The organism is Devosia equisanguinis (genome assembly GCF_900631955.1).
Taxonomy (GTDB): Bacteria; Pseudomonadota; Alphaproteobacteria; order Rhizobiales; family Devosiaceae; genus Devosia; species Devosia equisanguinis.
The window spans coordinates 1-20,937 of record NZ_UZWD01000043.1 but is presented as its reverse complement, the minus strand read 5'-3'; the positions used below and the strand labels follow the sequence as shown (position 1 = coordinate 20,937).

General features: G+C 60.6%; 17 protein-coding genes. All 17 read left to right on the top strand.

Features of this window, described 5'->3' with window-relative positions:
* The first annotated feature begins 46 nt into the window (after positions 1–46).
* The 17 genes from DEVEQU_RS17285 (at position 47) to DEVEQU_RS17205 (ending at position 20,524) form a co-directional block, all read left to right on the top strand.
* Positions 47–298 (top strand): DUF1467 family protein, encoded by a 252-nt coding sequence (locus DEVEQU_RS17285; RefSeq protein ID WP_126151850.1) that lies wholly within the window; start codon positions 47–49, stop codon positions 296–298.
* A 457-nt stretch (positions 299–755) separates the two neighbouring features.
* Positions 756–2,105 (top strand): proline--tRNA ligase, encoded by a 1,350-nt coding sequence (gene proS / locus DEVEQU_RS17280; protein ID WP_126151849.1) that lies wholly within the window; start codon positions 756–758, stop codon positions 2,103–2,105.
* 62 nt (positions 2,106–2,167) lie between these two features.
* The gene (locus DEVEQU_RS17275; protein ID WP_126151895.1) at positions 2,168–3,475 is read left to right on the top strand and encodes an ABC transporter permease; all 1,308 of its coding nucleotides are present in this window, start codon (positions 2,168–2,170) and stop codon (positions 3,473–3,475) included.
* Positions 3,468–4,154 carry an ABC transporter ATP-binding protein gene (locus DEVEQU_RS17270; RefSeq protein WP_126151848.1) on the top strand — a complete coding sequence of 229 codons (687 nt, stop codon included), beginning with the start codon at positions 3,468–3,470 and terminating at the stop codon, positions 4,152–4,154. Before DEVEQU_RS17275 ends, DEVEQU_RS17270 begins: the two co-directional genes overlap by 8 nt.
* Positions 4,155–4,627: 473 nt before the next feature.
* Positions 4,628–8,083, top strand: coding sequence for a DNA polymerase III subunit alpha (gene dnaE, locus DEVEQU_RS17265; protein WP_126151847.1), 3,456 nt, complete (start codon positions 4,628–4,630; stop codon positions 8,081–8,083).
* A 337-nt stretch (positions 8,084–8,420) separates the two neighbouring features.
* On the top strand, positions 8,421–9,194 hold the full coding sequence (gene rpsB, locus DEVEQU_RS17260; protein ID WP_126151846.1) for a 30S ribosomal protein S2: 774 nt from the start codon (positions 8,421–8,423) through the stop codon (positions 9,192–9,194).
* 131 nt (positions 9,195–9,325) lie between these two features.
* Positions 9,326–10,252, top strand: coding sequence for a translation elongation factor Ts (tsf, locus tag DEVEQU_RS17255; RefSeq protein WP_126151845.1), 927 nt, complete (start codon positions 9,326–9,328; stop codon positions 10,250–10,252).
* A 187-nt stretch (positions 10,253–10,439) separates the two neighbouring features.
* Positions 10,440–11,159, top strand: a complete 720-nt coding sequence (gene pyrH, locus DEVEQU_RS17250) for a UMP kinase (RefSeq protein WP_223214281.1) — start codon at positions 10,440–10,442, stop codon at positions 11,157–11,159.
* Positions 11,160–11,263: 104 nt separating this feature from the next.
* Positions 11,264–11,821 (top strand): ribosome recycling factor, encoded by a 558-nt coding sequence (frr, locus tag DEVEQU_RS17245; protein ID WP_126151843.1) that lies wholly within the window; start codon positions 11,264–11,266, stop codon positions 11,819–11,821.
* 31 nt (positions 11,822–11,852) lie between these two features.
* A complete protein-coding gene (locus tag DEVEQU_RS17240; RefSeq protein WP_126151842.1) occupies positions 11,853–12,614 on the top strand; it encodes an isoprenyl transferase in 762 nt (253 codons plus the stop codon).
* 32 nt (positions 12,615–12,646) lie between these two features.
* Positions 12,647–13,468: a phosphatidate cytidylyltransferase gene (locus DEVEQU_RS17235; RefSeq protein ID WP_164550469.1), complete on the top strand. Its 822-nt coding sequence runs from the start codon at positions 12,647–12,649 to the stop codon at positions 13,466–13,468.
* A 41-nt stretch (positions 13,469–13,509) separates the two neighbouring features.
* Positions 13,510–14,646, top strand: coding sequence for an RIP metalloprotease RseP (gene rseP, locus DEVEQU_RS17230; protein ID WP_126151840.1), 1,137 nt, complete (start codon positions 13,510–13,512; stop codon positions 14,644–14,646).
* Positions 14,647–14,828: 182 nt separating this feature from the next.
* Positions 14,829–16,973 (top strand): outer membrane protein assembly factor BamA, encoded by a 2,145-nt coding sequence (bamA, locus tag DEVEQU_RS17225; protein ID WP_126151839.1) that lies wholly within the window; start codon positions 14,829–14,831, stop codon positions 16,971–16,973.
* Positions 16,974–17,045: 72 nt separating this feature from the next.
* Positions 17,046–18,071, top strand: coding sequence for a UDP-3-O-(3-hydroxymyristoyl)glucosamine N-acyltransferase (gene lpxD, locus DEVEQU_RS17220; protein WP_126151838.1), 1,026 nt, complete (start codon positions 17,046–17,048; stop codon positions 18,069–18,071).
* Positions 18,068–18,544, top strand: a complete 477-nt coding sequence (gene fabZ, locus DEVEQU_RS17215) for a 3-hydroxyacyl-ACP dehydratase FabZ (protein WP_164550468.1) — start codon at positions 18,068–18,070, stop codon at positions 18,542–18,544. The genes lpxD and fabZ overlap by 4 nt, the downstream gene beginning before the upstream one ends.
* Positions 18,541–19,353: an acyl-ACP--UDP-N-acetylglucosamine O-acyltransferase gene (gene lpxA / locus DEVEQU_RS17210; RefSeq protein ID WP_126151837.1), complete on the top strand. Its 813-nt coding sequence runs from the start codon at positions 18,541–18,543 to the stop codon at positions 19,351–19,353. The genes fabZ and lpxA overlap by 4 nt, the downstream gene beginning before the upstream one ends.
* 31 nt (positions 19,354–19,384) lie before the next feature.
* A complete protein-coding gene (locus DEVEQU_RS17205; protein WP_126151836.1) occupies positions 19,385–20,524 on the top strand; it encodes a lipid-A-disaccharide synthase in 1,140 nt (379 codons plus the stop codon).
* Positions 20,525–20,937: the final 413 nt, after the last annotated feature.

The following is a 20,937-nucleotide window of genomic DNA, read 5'->3' as shown; positions in this document are numbered from 1 at the left end:
AAGTTGGCTTCTTTCGCGCCGGTCGCCTTCTGGGCTAGGACAAGTCATGCAATACGGTTCGATCATCGCTGTTTACTTCGTGGTCTGGTGGCTCACCTTTGTCGCCGTATTACCCATTGGCGCGCGCAGCCATCATGAGGCGGGCGTGGAAGTGGTCGCGGGCAGCGATCCCGGCGCGCCGCTGAAGCCACATCTGGTCAGGAAGATACTCTTGACCACCGGTCTCTCCATTGTGTTCACAGGCCTGCTCCTGTGGGGTCTGTCGAACGAGACGCTGCACGCTTACTGGAATCGTTGAGCGATTTTCGCTCCGCTGGACCTCAAAAGTTGTTTTGACGGCCTGAGGCGACGGCCTTCGATGTCTGTCGCAAAACCTACATAGATCGTTGGTATGAGGCCGCTGGTCATAGTGCCGTGGTGCCTTGTTCGGCATTCTCATGCTTCGAACGCGAATTTAGCCACAATTGTTTGAAATCAAACAAAAAAGCAGGGCACTAAGGCCCTGCTGAATTGAGTTTGTTCGACAATACGCTGGTCTTAGGCACGCTACAAAGCGGCAGCCAACGCTCCTCCCTTGACGTTGTCGACGTCCGGCGGTTTAGACCGCCTTTGCTTTATTGCGAGGGAACCTAACAACAGTTTTGGGGTCTGCCAAGTAGATTCTGCATAGCTTGCATGCTTGCATCGAATGGACGGTTAGGATTTGAGTGGGCACGAGCAAATTCTACGAGTCGAGCACGAGTTTCGGAGTTCCCATGCGCCTTTCCCGCTATTTCCTGCCGGTGCTGCGCGACGTGCCCAAGGAGGCAGAGATCGTTTCGCACCGGCTGATGCTGCGTGCAGGCATGATCCGTCAGCAGGCGTCCGGTCTCTATTCCTGGCTGCCGCTTGGCTACAAAGTGCTGATGAAGGTGCAGAAGATCATCGAAGAGGAGCAGAACCGCTCCGGCGCGATTGAATTGCTGATGCCGACCATCCAGTCGGCCGACCTTTGGCGCGAGTCAGGGCGCTATGACGCTTATGGCAAGGAAATGCTGCGCATCGAGGATCGCCACGAGCGCGAATTCCTCTACGGCCCGACCAATGAAGAGATGATCACCGACATCTTCCGCACCTATGTGAAGTCCTACAAGGACCTGCCGCTGAACCTTTATCACATTCAGTGGAAGTTCCGCGACGAGGTGCGTCCGCGGTTCGGGACCATGCGCTCCAGAGAATTCCTGATGAAGGATGCCTATTCCTTCGATCTCGACAAGGATCGTGCTGTCGCCGCCTATGAGCGAATGTTCGTGGCCTATCTGCGCACCTATGCCCGCATGGGTCTGACCGCCATTCCGATGCGCGCCGATACCGGCCCCATCGGTGGCGACCTCAGCCATGAATGGATCATCCTTGCGGAAACGGGCGAAAGCCAGGTGTTCTGTCATCGCGACCTGCTCGACAAGCCGATCCCGTCCAAGGATGTAGATTTCCGGGGGGATCTCAAGCCGATCTTCAACGATTGGACGTCGCTCTACGCTGCCACCGAAGAGATGGTGGACCAGGCCGAGTATGAAGCCGCAGTTCCCGCGGACAAGCGGGTGTCGGCGCGCGGTATCGAGGTGGGGCACATCTTCTATTTCGGCACCAAATATTCGGAGCCGATGAAGGCCAGCGTCACCGGGCAGGATGGCAAGGAAACCGTGGTGCATATGGGCTCCTATGGCATCGGCCTGACCCGCGTGGTCCCGGCGATCATCGAGGCCAGCCATGATGAAAACGGTATTGTCTGGCCGGTATCCGTGGCGCCCTTCGAAGCCGTGCTGATCAACCTCAAGGCCGGCGATGCCGACACTGATGCTGCATGCGATGCTCTCTATGCGGAACTTTCCGCGGCCGGTATTGACCTGCTCTATGACGATCGCGACCAGCCGGCTGGCAGCAAGTTTGCCACCGCCGATCTCGTAGGCATTCCCTATCAGCTGATTTTGGGGCCGCGTGGCCTTAAATCCGGCGAAGTCGAGATCAAGCATCGCAAAAGTGGTGAGCGGGAGACGCTGCCGCTGTCCGAGGCGGTTGCACGCCTGCGGGCCCTGATCGAACCCCAGCGGATGAACGACATTTGACCGAGAGCGCACAGCAAGCAGCGGGCGGCCGGAGCACCGGGCCTTTCGCCCGTTTCGAATGGATGATTGCTGGGCGCTATTTACGCGCCAGACGCAAGGAAGCCTTTATATCGGTCATCGCCAGCCTCACCATGGTTGGTGTGGCCATCGGCGTGGCGACGCTCATCGTCGTCATGTCGGTGATGAACGGTTTCCGCGGCGAGCTCCTCGACAAGATTCTGGGGCTCAACGGTCATTTCACCGGCTATCCCATCGAGAGCCAGTTCACCGACTATAAGGAAACTGTGTCGGCGCTCGAACAGGTCGATGGCGTCAAGTTTGCTGTCTATTTCGTCGAAGGTCAGGTTCTGGCGTCCGGCCGGGGCAGTTCGACCGGGGCCACTGTCCGCGGCATGGACGAGGCAAATCTCAAGAAACTCGATCTGCTCTACAATTCGGCTGAGCAGGGCGGGTTCGACAGCTGGGACGACAGCACCGGGGTGGCCATTGGCTACCGCCTTGCGCAGACCCTGGGTGTCGGCATCGGCGACCAGGTCCAGTTGATCAATCCCGATGGGGCGATGACGCCCTTCGGCTCGACGCCACAGATCCGGTCCTATCCGGTCAATGCCATCTACAATCTGGGCATGGTCGAGTTCGACAGTTTCTACATCTTCATGCCGCTCGAGCCTGCGCAGGATTACTTCAAGCTCATCGATGACGTGCTGAAGCCTGGCCAGGCGCCGCTCGATATCATGGCGAGCGACGCTGAAATCGACGCCGCCTATGACCGGGTGCCGCGCGCCAGCGGCGTAGAAGTGTTCATCGACAATCCCGACTCGGTCAACATGATGCGCGAGCGGATTGAGGCCATGCCCAATCTGCGGCCAATGATCCTGACCAGTTGGCAACAGCGCAACGAGACCTTCTTCTCGGCGCTGCAGGTCGAGCGTGTCGTGATGTTCACTATCCTCTCGATGATCATCCTGGTGGCGGCGTTCAACATCATCTCCAGCCTCATCATGCTGGTGAAGGACAAGGGCGCTGATATCGCTGTGCTACGCACTATGGGTGCGACCCGCGGGTCAATCATGCGCATCTTCTCGATCACCGGCACGACGATCGGCGTCATCGGCACGCTTGCCGGCACGGTGATCGGCCTGATCGTGGCGGCCAACGCCGAAACCATCCGCGCGGCAATCTCCGATTTCCTCGGGGTGACGCTGTTCCCTCCAGAGGTGTTTTTCCTGTCGTCTCTGCCCAGCCGCACCGATCCGGTGGAGGTGACGGTGGTGGTGTGCATGGCACTGGGACTGAGCTTCCTGGCCACCATTTACCCGGCCTGGCGTGCGGCCCAATATGACCCGGTGGAGGCCCTGCGCTATGAGTAAGCCGCATCTGCTGCTGCAGGACGTCCACCGGCATTATGGCGAAGGCGAGCGCATCGTGCGCGTGCTCGAATCTGCCAATCTGACCGTCGACAGTGGTGAGATGGTTGCCCTCGTCGCGCCATCAGGCGCAGGCAAATCCACATTGCTGCATTTGTGCGGTCTGCTGGAATCGCCGCAATCGGGCGAGATCGAAATTGTCGGGCAAAAAACCAGCCAGATGGGCGATCGCGCACGCACCCAATTACGGCGCTCGACGGTTGGCTATGTCTATCAATTCCATCATCTGCTGCCCGAATTTACCGCGCTCGAAAACGTGGTGATGCCGCAATTGATCGCCGGTCAGACGCAAAAGCCGGCGGAGGGCAGGGCCATGGAACTGCTGGACCTCTTGGGTGTCGCTCCGCGCGCCACCCATCGCCCCGCTGAACTGTCCGGTGGGGAGCAGCAGCGTGTCGCTATCGCCCGCGCCGCCGCCAATCATCCGCGTGTCATTCTCGCTGATGAGCCGACCGGCAATCTCGACCCGGAGACGAGCGACCGCGTGTTTGAGGCCCTCAAGAGCCTCATCCGCAATGAAGGCGCCGCTGCGCTTATCGCGACGCATAATTATGACCTCGCGCGACGCGCGGATCGGATCGTCACGATCCGTAATGGTCTGGTGGTTCCACACACCCTCTAGGGTTCGTGAAGAATGCCTAGCGTCTCAAAGTGGCGGCCGCATCGTCGATCCGGACCTGCAGTTTGGCACCGCGCCTGAAAGGGGGCGGTGTTCTGCTTTGCGGTTTCCACGGCCCCTCACGATCCCAATTTCGTCGAGCGCGCGCCGGGGGCCGCACAGCGCCGAATCTTAACGACCAACAACCTGTCCTAACGCTTTCCTAACCAGTTAACCCCTGTCCCCGGTTTCACCGCTGTTCCCGTCTAGACGTGAACAAAAATAGAACGCATAAGAACAATACAGAAACACAGGAGGCAAGAATGCTCGATTTCATCAAGGACTTCGCCGCTTTCGTCACGCTGGGTGCGTTCACTATCGGCTCGCTCACCTGGATGGACCTCATCACGCATTTGGCGTGATCACTTGTGGATTGTGGGCCGAGAAAGGTTTGACCCTGGCTCGCCAGGAGCCCATGTTCCGGCCAGGAGATGCTTATGCGCGGCCCCGGCTATATTCACCTACATGTCCATTCTGCCTTCTCTCTGCTCGAAGGCGCTCTGCAGCTCGAAACCATTCTGAAGCTGGCAGCGGCCGATGCCCAGCCGGCGATCGGAATCGCCGATACCGGCAATCTGTTTGGCGCGTTGGAGTTTTCCGAAAAGGCGACCAAGAAGGGCATCCAGCCTCTGATCGGGGTGGAACTGCCCTTCGACTTCGCTGCTGCCGAAGAACGCGTCAGTGAGCGCGGGCACGTGGCCTGGACGGGCAAGTCCAGTGTCGTCTTGATGGCGCAGTCGGAGGAGGGGTTTGCCAATCTCTCCGGCCTGGTGTCACGCGCCTATCTCGAAGGCGAAGACGGGTTGGCGCGTGTCAAGCTGGATTGGCTGTCCCGCGAAGGCCTGGCGGGAGTGATCTGCCTCTCAGGTGGTCCCGAGGGCGCCATCGATATGGCCTTCGCGCAAGGGCAGGACGCCAACGCCATCCGCCGGCTCGACCGCTTGGCCGAGCTCTTCGATGATCGCCTCTATATTGAGTTGCAGCGGCATGGTCGGCCGCAAGAGGCGGTTGTTGAGCCCCGCCTCATCGACTACGCCTATCGCAAGGGTATCCCGCTGGTCGCGGCCAATGAGCCGTTTTTTAAGACGGCCAAGGAATTCGAGGCGCATGACGCGCTGCTGGCGATCGCCGGCGGCACCGTGCTGGCACAGACCGAGCGGCGCAAGCTCAACGACCAGTATTATTTCAAGACCCGGGCCGAAATGATCGAGCTGTTCGCCGATCTGCCCGAGGCGCTTGATTCCACCATCGAGATTGCGCAGCGCATCGCCTTCCGTCCGAGGACGCGGGGCCCGATCCTGCCCAAGTTCGCTGCCGGGTCACACGACACCGAAGATGCTGTTGTTGCGGCCGAAGCATTGGCATTGCGCGAGATGGCCGAGACCGGTCTTAATGCGCGCCTGGCAACGACTGGCATCGCGCCGGGCAAGACAGAAGCCGAGTACAGGGAACGGCTGGCTTTCGAGCTTTCTATCATCGAAAAGATGAAGTTCCCTGGCTATTTCCTTATTGTTGCTGATTTTATTCAGTGGTCAAAGGCTCATGGCATCCCGGTGGGACCGGGGCGCGGTTCTGGTGCCGGTTCGCTCGTGGCCTATGCCACGACCATCACCGACCTCGATCCGCTGCGCTACAATCTGCTGTTCGAACGCTTCCTCAATCCGGAACGCGTGTCGATGCCCGACTTCGATATCGACTTCTGCCAGGATCGTCGTGAAGAGGTCATCGACTACGTCCAGAAGAAGTATGGCGCCGAACAGGTGGCGCAGATCATCACCTTCGGAACGCTGCAGGCGCGCGCCGTGTTGCGCGACGTCGGTCGCGTTCTGCAGATGCCCTATGGGCAGGTGGATCGCATCTGCAAGCTCGTGCCCGCCAATCCGGCCGATCCCTGGTCCATCGAACGGACCATGAAGGAGGTGCCGCAGTTCAAGCAGATGGCGGACGAGGACGAGACCGTCGGCCAACTGGTGGAGATTGCTCAGGCTCTCGAGGGGCTCTTCCGCCACGCCTCGACCCACGCCGCGGGCATCGTGATCGGCGACCGTCCACTGCAAAAACTGCTGCCGCTCTACCGCGATCCGCGCTCGGAAATGCCGGTTACGCAGTACAACCTTAAATGGGTGGAACCGGCAGGCCTGGTGAAGTTCGACTTCCTAGGCCTCAAGACGCTGACGACGATCCGCTATGCCGTTGAGATGGTGGCTAATCGCGGGATCAACCTCGATATCGACGCCATTCCGATTGAAGACGCCGCCACTTACAAGCTCTACGCCCGGGGCGATACCTACGGCATTTTCCAGTTTGAATCGGCGGGCATGCGCCGGGCTCTGATGGAGCTCAAGCCCGACCGTATCGAAGACCTTATCGCCATGAACGCGCTCTATCGGCCTGGCCCGATGGACAATATCCCGAGCTTCATCAATCGCAAGCATGGCACCGAAGAGGTGAGCTATCCGCATCCGGCGCTGTCGACGGTGCTGGACGAGACCTATGGCATCATCGTCTACCAGGAGCAGGTGATGCAGATCGCCCAGCTTCTGTCCGGCTACTCGCTGGGCGAGGCGGACATGTTGCGCCGCGCCATGGGTAAGAAAATCAAGGCGGAAATGGATGCCCAGCGCGTCCGATTCCGCGAAGGCTCAGGGCCGCAGGGGGTGAGCGAAACCCTCGCCGACGAAATCTTCGACCTGCTCGCAAAGTTCGCCAATTACGGCTTCAACAAGAGCCACGCGGCGGCCTATGCCTGGGTCTCCTACCAGACCGCTTATCTCAAGGAGCACTTTCCGCACGAATTCTATGCCGCTTCGATGACGCTCGACATGGCGCAGACCGACAAACTCAGCGACTTCCGTCGCGAAGCGGGCAAAAAGGGTATTGAAGTGGTGCCGCCCTGCGTCAATCGCTCGGAAGTGGTGTTCTCCGTCAAGGAAGACCGCATCCATTACGGGCTTTCGGCGGTGAAGGGCGTGGGCCGGGCGATGGCGGAACACATCGTCGAGGTACGAGGCAACGAGCCGTTCAAGGATCTCGGCGATTTCGCACGTCGGGTCGACCCGCGGGTCCTCAACAAGCGGACGCTGGAGACACTGGTCAATGCCGGGGCCTTCGATGGCTTGGTGCCGCGTCGGGAAGTTGCCTTTGCAGCGGTCGAGTCGGTGATCGGCACGGCGCAGGCGCTGACCTCGGAGCGTAATGAAGGCCAATGGAACATGTTCGCTAGCGCCGAGCCTGAGCCGTTCAGGCTGCCATCCGGCGTGCCGGCCTGGAGCTCGACCGAGCGGGCGGATCGCGAACTGGCCGCCATCGGCTTCCATCTTTCGGCGCACCCGCTCGATGCCTATGCCGATCTTTTCGAAAAATTGCGGGTGCAGCGCTGGAGCGACTTCGAGCGGGCTGTGAAGGATGGGGCGGGTGCCGGTCGTCTCGCCGGCACGATTTCTGGGCGCAATGATCGGCGAACGCGAAAAGGCACGCCGATGATGATCCTGTCGCTCTCGGATCAGAGCGGCACGTTCGAATGCATTGCCTTCTCCGAGCAGATCAACGAGTTCGGCGCAATTCTGCAGCCGGGCAATTCGGTGATCCTGGAGGTCGGTGCTGACGAGCGGGCGGAAGGTATCAGCCTGCGTCTGGTTTCGGCCAAGCCCATCGAGGGCATGGCTGAGCGCGTGGATCGGCAGATGACCGTCTTCATGGCCGACGCCAAAGCATTGGAGCCGACCAGTGCGCAGCTCAAGCGCGGCGGTAATGGCACCGTCAGTTTCGTGGTGATCCGGGATGGCGGCGCTCGAGAGTACGAGCTGGAATTGCCTGGAAAATACCAGCTGACCGCCGAGGTAGCCGGCGGGATCAAAGCGCTCGATGGCGTGATGGATGTTCGGTTCGCGTGAGCGCATCACATAACAACGCGGAAGAGGCGAGCCTTGGCCCTTCCTCTCCCGCTCAGGGGTTTTCACCCTTGTCCCCGCGTGCCAGGCGCGGGTCTATGCATAGTCAATCGTGGCCAAAGCGCTTTGTTCCCTGACGATTCCGTGAAATTCGTCCAGTTCGAAGTGGTGCAGGTGGGTTGCGTCGGGGCCATTGTTCGCCTATATGGCGCACGCGTTCGGCGTGATCCGGCGCAATCACACACACGAAGCAGGCTTTCTGTCGTTCAGAAATCCATCCGGTGACGAGCATCGTCGCAAGGCTTCGTGGCGGCATAAACCGGTAAAGGAGCAGCCCATCATGGCACTGCCAGAATTCTCCATGCGTCAGCTTCTCGAAGCAGGCGTCCATTTCGGCCACCAGAAGCACCGCTGGAACCCGAAGATGGAACGCTACATCTTCGGCGTGCGCAACGATATCCACATTCTCGACCTGTCGCAGACCGTCCCGGCCCTGAGCCGCGCTCTGCAGCTCGTATCCGACACCGTTGCCGATGGCGGCCGCGTGCTGTTCGTTGGTACCAAGCGCCAGGCCGCTCCGCTGGTTGCCGATGCTGCCAAGCAGTCCGCTCAGTACTACGTGAACTCGCGTTGGCTCGGCGGCACGCTGACCAACTGGCAGACCATCTCCAACTCGATCGCACGCCTGCGTGAGCTCGAGTCTATGAGCGATGCCGACCTGGCGCTGCGCACCAAGAAGGAACGCCTGATGATGTCCCGCGAGCAGGAGCGTCTTGAGCGCGACCTGGGCGGCATCAAGGACATGGGCAACCTGCCGAGCCTCCTGTTCGTAATCGACACCAACAAGGAAGCCAACGCGATCAAGGAAGCCCGTCGTCTGGGCATCCCGGTGGTGGCCATCGTCGATACCAACTGCGATCCGGACACCGTCGACTACGCCATTCCGGGCAATGACGACGCCAGCCGCGCTCTCGAGCTCTATGTCTCGCTGATCTCGCGCGCCGCCATTGACGGCATCGGCCGTTCGTCGAGCGCTCTGGGTGCCGATCTCGGTGCCGGCGCGGAGACTCCGGCTGAAGATCTGCCTTCCGACGCGGAAGCCGCCGTCAACTGATCTTCGTCTAGTTGCGCTTGATAATGGGAAAGGTGGTCTCCACCTTTCCCGAAAGCGTTCCGTGGCCCGGACATTCGGGCCAAACCCAATTGAACATTGCAGCCCCGCGAGGGGCCGCCAAGAGGTGAACCATGGAAATCACTGCCGCAATGGTTAAGCAGCTCCGCGAGTCGACTGGCGTCGGCATGATGGACTGCAAGAAGGCCCTCGCTGAAACCAATGGCGACATGGAAGCTGCAGTCGACTGGCTGCGCACGCGCGGCCTCGCCAAGGCTGCCAAGAAAGCAGATCGCGTTGCTGCCGAAGGTCTGGTTGGCGTTGCCACTGCCGGCACCAAGGCCGCCGTCGTTGAAGTCAATTCCGAAACCGACTTCGTCGCCCGCAACGAGCAGTTCCAGACCATCGTCGGCAACATTGCCAAGCTGGCGCTCGACGCCGATGGCGATGTCGTCAAGCTGGGCGAAATGCCGTACCCGGGTACCGGCCACTCGGTTTCGGCTGAACTGACCGAGGCTATCGCCAAGATCGGCGAGAACATGAACCTGCGCCGTACGCAGACCGTGACCGTTGCCGATGGCGTGGTGGAAAGCTATATCCACAATGCCGTCAAGGCGGGCATGGGCAAGATCGGTATCCTGGTCGCGCTCGAATCCACTGGTGACAAGGCTGCCCTGTCGGCACTCGGCAAGCAGCTGGCCATGCACATCGCTGCCGCGCAGCCGCAGGCCATTGCTCCCGAAGAGCTGGACCAGGAAGTGGTTGCCCGTGAGCGCGCCATCATTCTTGAGCAGGTCAAGGAAAGCGGCAAGTCCGCCGACATCGCCGAGAAGATGGTCGAAGGCCGCATGCGCAAGTACTTCGAAGAAGTCACGCTGCTCAGCCAGGTGTTCGTGATCGACGGCGAGACCCGCGTGGGCGACGCCATCAAGAATGCCGAAAAGGAAGTCGGCGCGCCGGTAAAGCTGACCAAGTTCGTGCGCTTTGCCCTGGGCGAAGGCATCGAAAAGGTCGAGACCGACTTTGCGGCTGAAGTCGCTGCCACTGCAGGCGTCAAGTAAGACCCGTTTCGGGTGGGCCATGGCCCACCCGCTCCTCTCCGGATCGCAGATTTCCGGATCGAGATTTCTGTAGCCTAAACTTCATCATCCGCAACTTCGCCTTCTTTGTGGGGCGTTTTTGCACTAGGGTCGGCCGGGTCCCCGCTGGATTCGGTGGCCGTACTCATACATGTCGAGAGGTCCGCCAATGTCGTCTGCCTATAAGCGCATATTGCTCAAGGTTTCGGGCGAGGCGCTGGCGGGAGACAATTCCTTCGGCATCGAGCCACCCTTTCTCCAGGGTGTCGCCAAGCAGATCGCCGATGTGGCGCGCGGCGGAACGCAAGTGGCTATTGTCGTCGGTGGCGGCAATATTTTCCGCGGCATGGCCGGCGCTGCCGATGGTACTGATCGCGTTACCGCCGATCTCATGGGCATGCTGGGCACGATGATCAATGCCCTCGCCCTTTCCAATGCCATCAGCCGCCAGGGCATGAAGTCCAAGCCCTTCAGCGCCGCGACAATGCCGTCTGTGGCCGATACCTTCACGGCGCGCGATGCAAAGCAGGCTCTCGAAGAAGGGTTTGTCGTTGTGCTTGGTGGCGGCACCGGCAATCCGTTTTTTACCACCGATACGGCCGCTACCCTGCGCGCCATCGAGCTGGAGTGCGATGTGGTGCTCAAGGGTACCAAGGTCGACGGTGTCTATTCCGCAGACCCCAAGACCAATCCCGATGCGGTGCGCTATTCCAGCATCGGCTATGACAAGGTCATCTCCGATAATCTCAAGGTCATGGATACGGCGGCCTTCGCGCTTGCCCGCGACAACTCCATGCCGATAATTGTATATGCCCTGGACGATCAGGCAGGGCTTTCCGGCGTTCTGGAAGGCAGGGGCCTTTCCACGCGCGTCGGCAAGGATGCCTGACAGGCACCAAAAATTCGGCACTATTAGTCAGCCGGAAAGATAACAAGTTTAGGTTGGGTGTCAGTTTCTGCGACGCCCGACGAGGGACTGGAAGGAAGCAGGCAATGGCCAACTACGATCTCAAGGAACTCAAGACCCGCATGCAGAAGACCGTCGCGTCGTTGAAAGACGAGCTTGGCGGCCTGCGCACGGGCCGGGCCAGCGCCAGCCTGCTGGAGCCGGTGGTCGTCGAAGCCTATGGTTCGCGCATGCCGCTCAACCAGGTTGCCACGGTCACCGTCCCCGAGCCGCGCATGCTGTCGGTGCAGGTCTGGGATCGCTCCATGGCCAATGCCGTCGAAAAGGCCATCCGCGATAGCGGCCTCGGCCTCAACCCGATGGGCGAGGGCCAGGTTATCCGCGTGCCGCTGCCCGAGCTCAATGAGCAGCGCCGCAAGGAGCTGGCCAAGGTCGCCCATAACTATGCAGAGCAGGCTCGTGTGGCCGTGCGCCACATTCGCCGTGACGGCATGGATGCCTTGAAAAAGGCTGAGAAAGACGGCGACATGAGCCAGGACGACGCCAAGAAGCAGTCGGATCTGGTGCAGAAGGCCACCGATGATGCCGTCGCCGAGATCGATACGATCGTGGCACAGAAGGAACAGGAGATCATGCAGGTCTAAGGACCGGCTGATCCACGCCGGGAGGGCGTCGATGGCAGGGGAACCGGCCGCCAGCATGACACCGCGGATGGCGTCGGGATTGCGCATTCCGGTGCATCTCGGCGTAATCATGGATGGCAATGGACGCTGGGCCAAGGCGCGCGGCAAGCGGCGCACCGAAGGGCATGTGCAGGGCGTTGGTGCCCTGCGCGGCATGGTCGAGCTTTGCATCACTTACGGCGTCTCGTACCTGACCGTATTCAGCTTCTCCTCCGAGAACTGGTCGCGTCCTCCTGACGAGATTTCCTTCATTTTCAATCTTTTGCGGCGCTTCGTCGCTTCCGATCTGCAGCGATTGATCCGCAACAATGTCAAGGTGCGGATCATCGGCACGCGCGAGGGGCTCGACCCCTCCCTGGTGCGGCTCATCGACGATGTCGAAGCCAAGACTGCCGGAAATACCGGGCTGACGCTGGTGGTTGCGTTCAATTATGGAGGCCGGGCCGAGCTCGCAGCTGCTGCGCGTCAGCTGGCGCATGAAGTGGCCGCGGGGCGACTGGACCCGGACGCAATCGACGAAGCTGCCATCGCCCGTTCGCTGTTCACCGAAGGCATGCCGGATCCCGATCTGATCATCCGGACCAGCGGCGAGCAGCGGCTCTCCAACTTCCTGCTCTGGCAGGCGGCATATTCCGAATTCGTGTTCGTTGACGAGCATTGGCCCGATTTCAACGAAGCCAGCTTCCTGCGCGTGCTCGAGGCCTTCTCGTTGCGGGACAGACGCTTTGGCGGCATAGGCGCGACAGGGTCGTGAGCATGCCGGACGGTCCCCCTCCCGAGAAAACAGTGACTCGCCGTAACTGGGCAGATGTCGGACCGCGGCTCATTTCGGCTCTGGTGCTCATCGCGCTGACCGCTACGGCGCTTTACATCGGCAGCTACCTCTTCGCGGCGGTGGTGGGCGCGGTTTATGGCGGCGTCTATCGGGAGTGGGAAACGATGATTTCCCGCGCGCCGCTGACACCCATGGGCATGGTGCTGATCGGTCTCGTGGCGCTGTCCGGTCTGGCCTATCCGCTGTTTGGCGTGTTGGGGGCCGTTGCAACTATCCTCGTGGCCTGTGTGGTGGCGCTGTTCATGGACCGAAAGCTTCTGGTCTGGCGGTTTGCCGGCCTCGGGTTGTTCGGCGGCCTGATCCTTCTCATCCTGATGATGCGCGGGGAAGGCACGGTTGGTATCTGGGCAGGCGTCTATCTCGGTACGGTGATCTGGATGACGGATTCGGCGGCCTTCTTCACCGGCCGGCAGATCGGTGGCGAAAAGCTGGCGCCAGAGATTTCGCCGTCAAAGACCTGGTCGGGAGCCCTCGGAGGGCTGGCGCTCGGTACCGGCGCGGGCCTGGTGGTCTGGCTCCTGGTCACCGATTCTCCGATCTGGATCGGTCTTTTACTGTCCGCCGTCATCAGCGTGCTGGGCCAATCGGGTGATCTGGCCGAAAGCGCGCTGAAACGTCATTTCCGCATCAAGGATAGCGGCGATATCATTCCCGGCCATGGCGGTCTCATGGACCGTCTCGACAGCCTTACATTCGGCGTCATCTTCGTTGTGATCGTGGGCAGTCTGCATGCCGGATTCGGAGCGATCGCCGAGGGCCTGCTATATTGGTAGCACGTGCGCCCAGCGGGTGATGTGCAGAGCTTGGAAGACCCATGTTTGATTTTGCCTTCTGGCTCCTGTCCTACGTCGTTCCGTTCCTGGCTGTCCTGACCGTCATCGTGTTCGTACACGAGATGGGGCACTATCTAGTGGCACGATGGAATGGCGTGGCCATTCAAACCTTTTCGGTTGGTTTTGGGCGGGAGCTTGTCGGCTGGAACGACAAGCACGGCACGCGCTGGCGTATCTCGGCGATTCCCCTGGGTGGCTATGTTCGCTTCGTCGGCGATATGAATGCGGCCAGTATGCCGGATCTTGAGGCGACGCAGAACCTGCCGCCAGAACTGGCGCCGCGCCTTTTCGTCAACAAGTCGGTGTGGCAGCGCATCGCCATCGTAGCGGCCGGTCCCATCGCCAATATTCTGCTGACTTTCTTCATCCTCTATGCGCTGCTCCTTGGCTATGGGCGCTACACCATTCCGCCGGTAGTCGGCGAGGTGATCGCCGGTTCGGTGGCCGAAGAGGCAGGGCTGCAGGCGGGCGACACGATCGTATCGGTTGATGGCTACGCAGTCCGCGGCTTCGAGGATTTTCAGCGCTATGTAGCGACCAGCCCCTCGCGCGAAGTGGTGGTTGACCTGGTTCGCAATGGTGCCGAGCAAACACTGACTCTGACGCCCGAAGCCGTGCAGGTCGAAGATCGGTTTGGCAATTTGCAGCGCATCGGCCGTATCGGGGTGACGCGCAATGTCGATGATACCGACATCACGCTCTACCGGCCGGGTCCGGTGGAAGCGATCGGCATGACCTTCGAGGAGATTCGCTTCATCATCCAGCGGACGGCTGCGTTCCTCGGAGACTTCTTTGTGGGACGCGGGGACGTCGAGCAGCTGGGCGGTCCGGTGAAAGTGGCCAAGGTTTCCGGGGAAGTGGCAACGCTGGGGATTGTCGCCCTGATCAACCTCATGGCGCTGCTCTCCCTAAATATCGGTATATTCAATCTTTTGCCGGTGCCGATGCTCGACGGCGGCCACCTAATGTACTATCTCGTTGAGGCCGTTCGTGGTCGCCCGCTCAGCATGCGGGTACAGGAAATAGGGTATCGCTTCGGCTTTGCCCTGGTCTTGGCGCTGATGGTGTTCACCGTATTCAACGATACGGTGTTCTCGTACTTTGGAATTCTGCGGTAACCCGCCATTAACCTTGGTTCGCAAGGTGTTGCACGAATGCCAGATCGCCAATGAATTACTAACCGCGTCGGGATGAACGCCTTGTCCCTGGTTAAAAAAACAGTAAAACACTTCAATGGAGTTGGCTTGGGGGAGCGGTGTGTTCGCGATTCCCTGGGCAGGTCGCAGAAGGCAATAACAATATGATCAACCCCACCAAGCTGATGCGTGGAGCGGTTTCCGCGATTGCCCTTATGGGGGCTGCACCCCTGGTCGCAGGCGGTGTGCCGGTTTTCGGTGTCGTAAGTGCCTACGCTCAGGAGCAATTGGTCGGTTCTGTCTTGTTCGAGGGCAATCGTCGCTTCTCCGACAAGCAATTGCTGGCAATGGTCGATCTGAGTTCGTCCGGGGTGTTCTCGCAGCAGCGACTGGCTGCTGATATCGAAAGCATCCGTCAGGCTTACGACCGCGATGGCTTCATGTCCGTCGGTGTGACGGCGCGGACCGAGGCAACTGCCGATGGTCGCGTGCGAGTGGTTTTCCAGGTCAATGAGGGCGAGCGCGCAGGCATTGCGGCGATCAACTTCACTGGCAATAACGCGATTGGTGCCGGCAGTCTCAAGGGCGCCATGCTCACCAAGGAAACTGGCGTTCTCAGCTGGTTGCTCCGCGACGATACCTATGACGAGCAGAAGCTGGCGGTTGATCGCGAGCGTATCCGTCTCTACTACGCCAATCGCGGCTATCCCGATGCGCAGGTAAACTCGGTTGCCGAGTATGATGCCTCGCGCAATGCCTACTTCATCAATTTCACGGTGAATGAAGGCCAGCCCTACGAATTTGGCAACGTCAATATCGAAACCAGCATCAACGGTCTCAATACCAATGTGCTCAAGGGCACGGTGAAGACCGGGCAGGGTGGTCGTTACTCGGTTGCCGATCTGCAGAAGACGCTGGAAGACATGGCTTACGAAGCCACGGCGCAGGGTTATTCCTTCGCTGACGTCCGCGCTCGTCTGGATCGTGATGTCGCGACCGGCACGTTCAACATCACCTACCTGGTAGATGAAGGCGCTCGCGTCTATGTTGAACGCATCAATATCACCGGCAATACCAAGACGCGTGACTTCGTCATTCGTCGCGAATTCGAATTCGGCGAAGGCGACCCGTTCAACCGCTCCATGGTTATCCGTGGCCGCAGCAAGGTCGAAGCACTTGGCTTCTTCTCGAAGGTGGAAATTTCCACCGCTCCGGGATCTTCGCCCGACAAGGTCGTGCTCAACGTCAATGTGACCGAGACCTCGACCGGTGAATATGGTGCGACTGCCGGTTATTCGACGGTCGACGGTATTCTGGGTGAAGTGTCGCTCACCGAGCGCAATTTCCTCGGGCGTGGCCAGTATTTGCGTGCTGCCATCGGCGCGACGCAGTCTGGCCGTACTTTCGATTTCTCGTTCACCGAGCCTCGCTTTATGGGCATGAAGGTGTCGGCTGGCGTGGACGCGTATCACCGCATCTATGACGAGACGACCACGACCTTCTACGGTTCGCAGGTGACTGGCGGCCAGGTGCGCCTGGGCGTTCCGATCACCAGCACGCTGAATGCTGGGCTCTTCGCTGGTTACGAGCGCAAGATCATCTCCGATACCAAGGACAATCCGCAGTATAGGTCTTCGCTGGTTACCGACAAGCAGGAATTCAACAAGGCATTCATCGGTTACAACCTGGTCTGGAATGGCGTCGATAGCGTCAAGAACCCGACCGAGGGTCTCTATGCGACGTTCTCCCAGCAGTATATCGGTTGGGACCACAACCTGCTGAAGACCGAGGCGCGCGCACGCTACTTCATGCCGCTCCTCGACGACAGCGGCATCGTGGCCAGCGTTCGCGGTCAGGCTGGTGTCGTCAACAGCATGAACAATACCGGTGTGCATGCCGTCGAGGCTTTCACCCCTGGTTCGCAGCTGATCCGCGGCTTCCAGCCGCGTGGTATTGGTCCGCGCCTGACCAGTGGCGAATATCTTGGCGCCACCATGTATGCTGGCGTGTCGGCCGAAATCGAGTTTCCGATCCCCGGCCTGCCGGAAAGCTACGGCCTGAGCGGCGCTATCTGGGCCGATGCGGCTTGGATCGACGGTTCGAACCTGCCGAACATCAATACCGGCGCTGCTGCTCCGGTTGGCGTTTCGGCCGGATCCGTGGACCAGCCGTGGCGTACCTCGGTGGGTGCTTCGCTCATCTGGGACTCGCCGTTCGGCCCGCTCCGCGGCGACGTGGCGCATGTGCTGAACAAGTCCACCGACGACCGGACGCAGGTGTTCCAGTTCACCATCTCCACCTTGCTCTAGTGCAAGGCGCGTGACAGAGTTTGAAGAGCCGCGGGGCGGTAGCGCCGCGGCTCTCGTTATTTAAGTGGCACCATGGTCGATACCCGTTTTCACCGCTTTGCGGGCCCCGTTGCCCTCGGAGCCCTGCTGGAGCAGATCGGCCTTCCTGGGTTGGTTGATGGCTCCGAGGCCGAGCTGATCATTTCCGGCGTTGCCGAATTGGATCTGGCTGGCCCCAATGATCTCGCCCTGGCCGCTCACACCAGCTATATCGAGGAGCTGCGCCGCACGAATGCCGGCGCTGTCTTCGTTTCCGGGGCGCTGCGCGATGTCGTGCCTGCCGGAACGGTCGGTGTCGCTGTCGACAAGGCCCACAATGCCTTCGCCGATGTCCTCGATTTCCTCTATCCGTCCAGTACGCGCTCGATCATTGCGGCTGGTCGTGATGATCTGGGTGCGCCGATTTTCGAGCGCGACGTTACCATTGGCTCCAATGTGGTGATCGGTGCCGGTGTGGAGATTGGGCGCGGTACCATCATCGGCGCCAATACGGTCATCGGTGCAGGCGTAACCATCGGGCGCAATTGCACAATTGCCGCCAATTGCACGATCGACTGTGCTCATATCGGCAATGACGTGGTGTTGCATTCCGGCGCCCGCATTGGCACGGAAGGCTTTGGTTGGCTCGATTTCGGCAGCTCTAACCGCAAGATTCCGCAGCTGGGCCGGGTAATCATCCAGGATCGTGTCGAGGTTGGCGCCAACAGTACTATCGACCGCGGTGCCTTGGGTGACACCGTCATTGGCGACGGCACCAAGATCGATAATCTCGTGCAGATCGGGCACAATTGCCGGATCGGTCGAAACTGCCTTATCGCGGCGATGAGCGGGCTTTCGGGCTCTACCATTGTCGAGGATGGGGTGCTTATGGGCGGCGGCGTGGGGACATCGGGTCATGTCACCATTGGCGCCGGTTCCGTCGTACATGGGCGCGCGGCGGTGACCAAGAACTGGCCCGCCGGTTCGAAACTTGCCGGGGCACCGGCGCAGGATATAAGAGATTTTTGGCGAGAGATCGCCGTGATGCGCAAATTGTCTAAGGGGGACAAGCGGGGATGAACGATACCGTCACCGAAGCCACTGAACTCGATGCGATGAGCATTGCGGAAATCCTTGAGGCTTTGCCGCATCGGTATCCGTTCCTAATGATCGACAAGATCATTGATATCAACGGCGACGAATCTGCCGTTGGAATCAAGAACATCACCTTCAACGAGCCGATCTTTCAGGGACACTTCCCGGGAAATCCAATCTTCCCAGGCGTGCTGATCATCGAGGGCATGGCGCAGACGGCCGGCGCCATCGTCATCAAGCATGACGGCAATGCGAACGGCAAGAAGATCGTCATGATGCTGGGCGTGGACAATGCTCGCTTCCGCAAGCCTGCAGGGCCTGGTGATCGGCTGGAATTCCACATCACCAAGATGCACCGCCGGCGCAATGTGGGCCGGTACGAGGCCAAGGCGATTGTCGATGGCAAGGTGGTCGCCGAGGCCGAGATCACCGCCATGATTGTCGGGGCGGATTCGTGACCGAGCCCGTCGTTCACCCGACGGCGATCGTTGCCGAGGGCGCGACGCTGGGCCGTGGGGTCCGCATCGGGCCCTATAGCATGGTCGGAAAGAACGTGGTTCTGGGCGACAATGTCGAGCTGGTGTCGCATGCCGTGATCGACGGCAACACCACGATTGGCGCCGGATCGCGCATCTTTCCGTTTGCGTCTATCGGTCATGAGCCGCAAGATCTAAAGTATCATGGCGAGAATTCGCGCCTCGAAATCGGCGAGCGCTGCACTATTCGTGAGGCGGTGACAATCAATCCTGGAACCGAGGGCGGCGGAATGCTGACCAAGGTTGGGAATGACTGCCTGATCATGGCCAATGCACATGTGGCGCATGATGCAATCATCGGCAATAATGTGGTCATGGCCAATTATGTTGGCATTGCCGGCCATGTTCATGTGGGTGACAACGTCATTTTCGGCGGTACCTGCGTCATTCACCAGTTTACCCGCATCGGCTCGCATGCCTTTATCGGCGCGCAGTCCATGGTCGATGGCGACGTCATTCCTTATGGCATGGCAGTCGGAAATCGCGCGGTGCTGACTGGACTTAACCTGGTGGGACTCAAGCGTCGCAAGTTCGATCGCGAGGCTATCCATCGCCTGCGAGCCGCTTATCGGCAGATTTTTGCCAGCGAGGGCACGTTGCGCGAGCGCGTCGAGGATGCGGCGGCGCTGTTCAAGGACGATGCGCTGGTGCAGGACGTGGTGCAGTTCATCGCCGATGGCGGTGACCGGCCGATCCTGCTTCCCAAGAACGGGCACGAGTCTGACCGCTAAATGAACGGATTCTGAACGCCGCGGAGGTGGCATGAGGGAGAGTCTTCGTCTCTTCATTCTTGCCGGTGAACCATCCGGCGACCGGATCGCTGCAGATCTGGTCGGACGCCTGCGCCAGAAGGTTGATGTGGCGCTGTCCGGTGTTGGCGGTGACGAGTTGATCGGGCAGGGACTGGTGCCGCTGTTCCCGATGTCGGACCTGGCGGTGATGGGCGTCACCGACGTGATCCTCAACCTGCCGAAACTGTTGTGGCGCATCGGCCAGGCGGCGCGTGCCATCCTGCGCAGCCAGCCGGACATGGTGGTTCTGGTCGACGCGCAGGATTTTTCGCGTCTATTGGCAGCACGCTTGCGGGCCAAGGGCTATTCTGGTCCGATCATCCTCTACGTTGCCCCTTCCGTATGGGCGCGCCATCCCGAGCGCGCGGCCAAGCTGCGGCCGTTGTTCGATGCGACGCTGGCGGTCTTGCCCTTCGAGCCTGCGGTGATGCAGCGTCTTGGCGGGCCGCCGACACGCTATGTCGGCCATCCGGCGCTCGGAGAGGCGCTGCTGACCGAGACGGCGCCGAAACAGGGGCCGCTCGTTCTGCTGCCGGGCAGCCGCAAGGGCGAGTTACGTCGACATCTGCCTTTGCTCGCGGCGATTGCGCCTTCTCTATTGGCGGAGGCGGCGGTGACTGAACTGGTGATCCCGACATTGCCGGCGCTCCGCGGGCGGCTCGAGAAGGCGGTGGCCAACTGGCCGGTGCCGGTGCGCATCGAGGATCGGCGGGCCGAACGCAAGGCGCTCTATGGTCAGGCCGTGGCGGCCATCTGCGTCTCCGGCACGGTGACGCTGGAGCTGGCTCTCGCCCGCGTGCCAATGCTGGTGATCTACGCGCTCGATGGGCCGCAGGCGCGGGTCTATGAGCAGATCGGGCGGCCGCAGGTGTCGCTGCCCAATATCATTCTCGGCCGCGAGGCGGTGCCCGAAATGGTTTCGCAATCGCTGAGCGCGGAGGCGGTCGGAGGGGCTGCGTTCGCTCTGGTGCGGGATCAGCAGGTACGGCAAGCGCAGGTGGCGGCATTTGCCGAGCTTTATACGCTGATGCAGGCGGGCGAGGCGGATTACGGACGGCAGGACCCGGCGGATGAGGTGCTGGCGGTGCTGCGAGGGCATGTCCGGCGCTGAGGCGCGATGCTGTGGTTGTGGCGCGCTGACAGGCCCCCGAGTTGAGCCCGAGAGCGGTGCGGTGAGGGGCAGGCTTGCGAAAGCCTTTGAAGCGGGGGGACCATCCGGGAAACCGTTTGCCATTGGGAGTTTGCTGGGCCTGCGGAACCCCCACCCAGCCTCCCCCTGAAGGAGGGGGAGGGGTGGCATCGCGGTTGGGGTGAGGACCCCCTCCCTCATTCCCAGGCCATTCGAGCGTAGCTCAAATGGCCTTCTAGATCATTTCAACTTGAGGTGGACTCTTGGCTCTTTCGCCTCCCTCCCCCTTGAGGGAGGGAATTGAGGGAGGGGTCCATCAGTGGATCGCTAAACGACCCCACCCCGGCCTTTTCTCTTCAAATCTCTCCACTGGAGAGATTTGAAGAGAAAAGGCC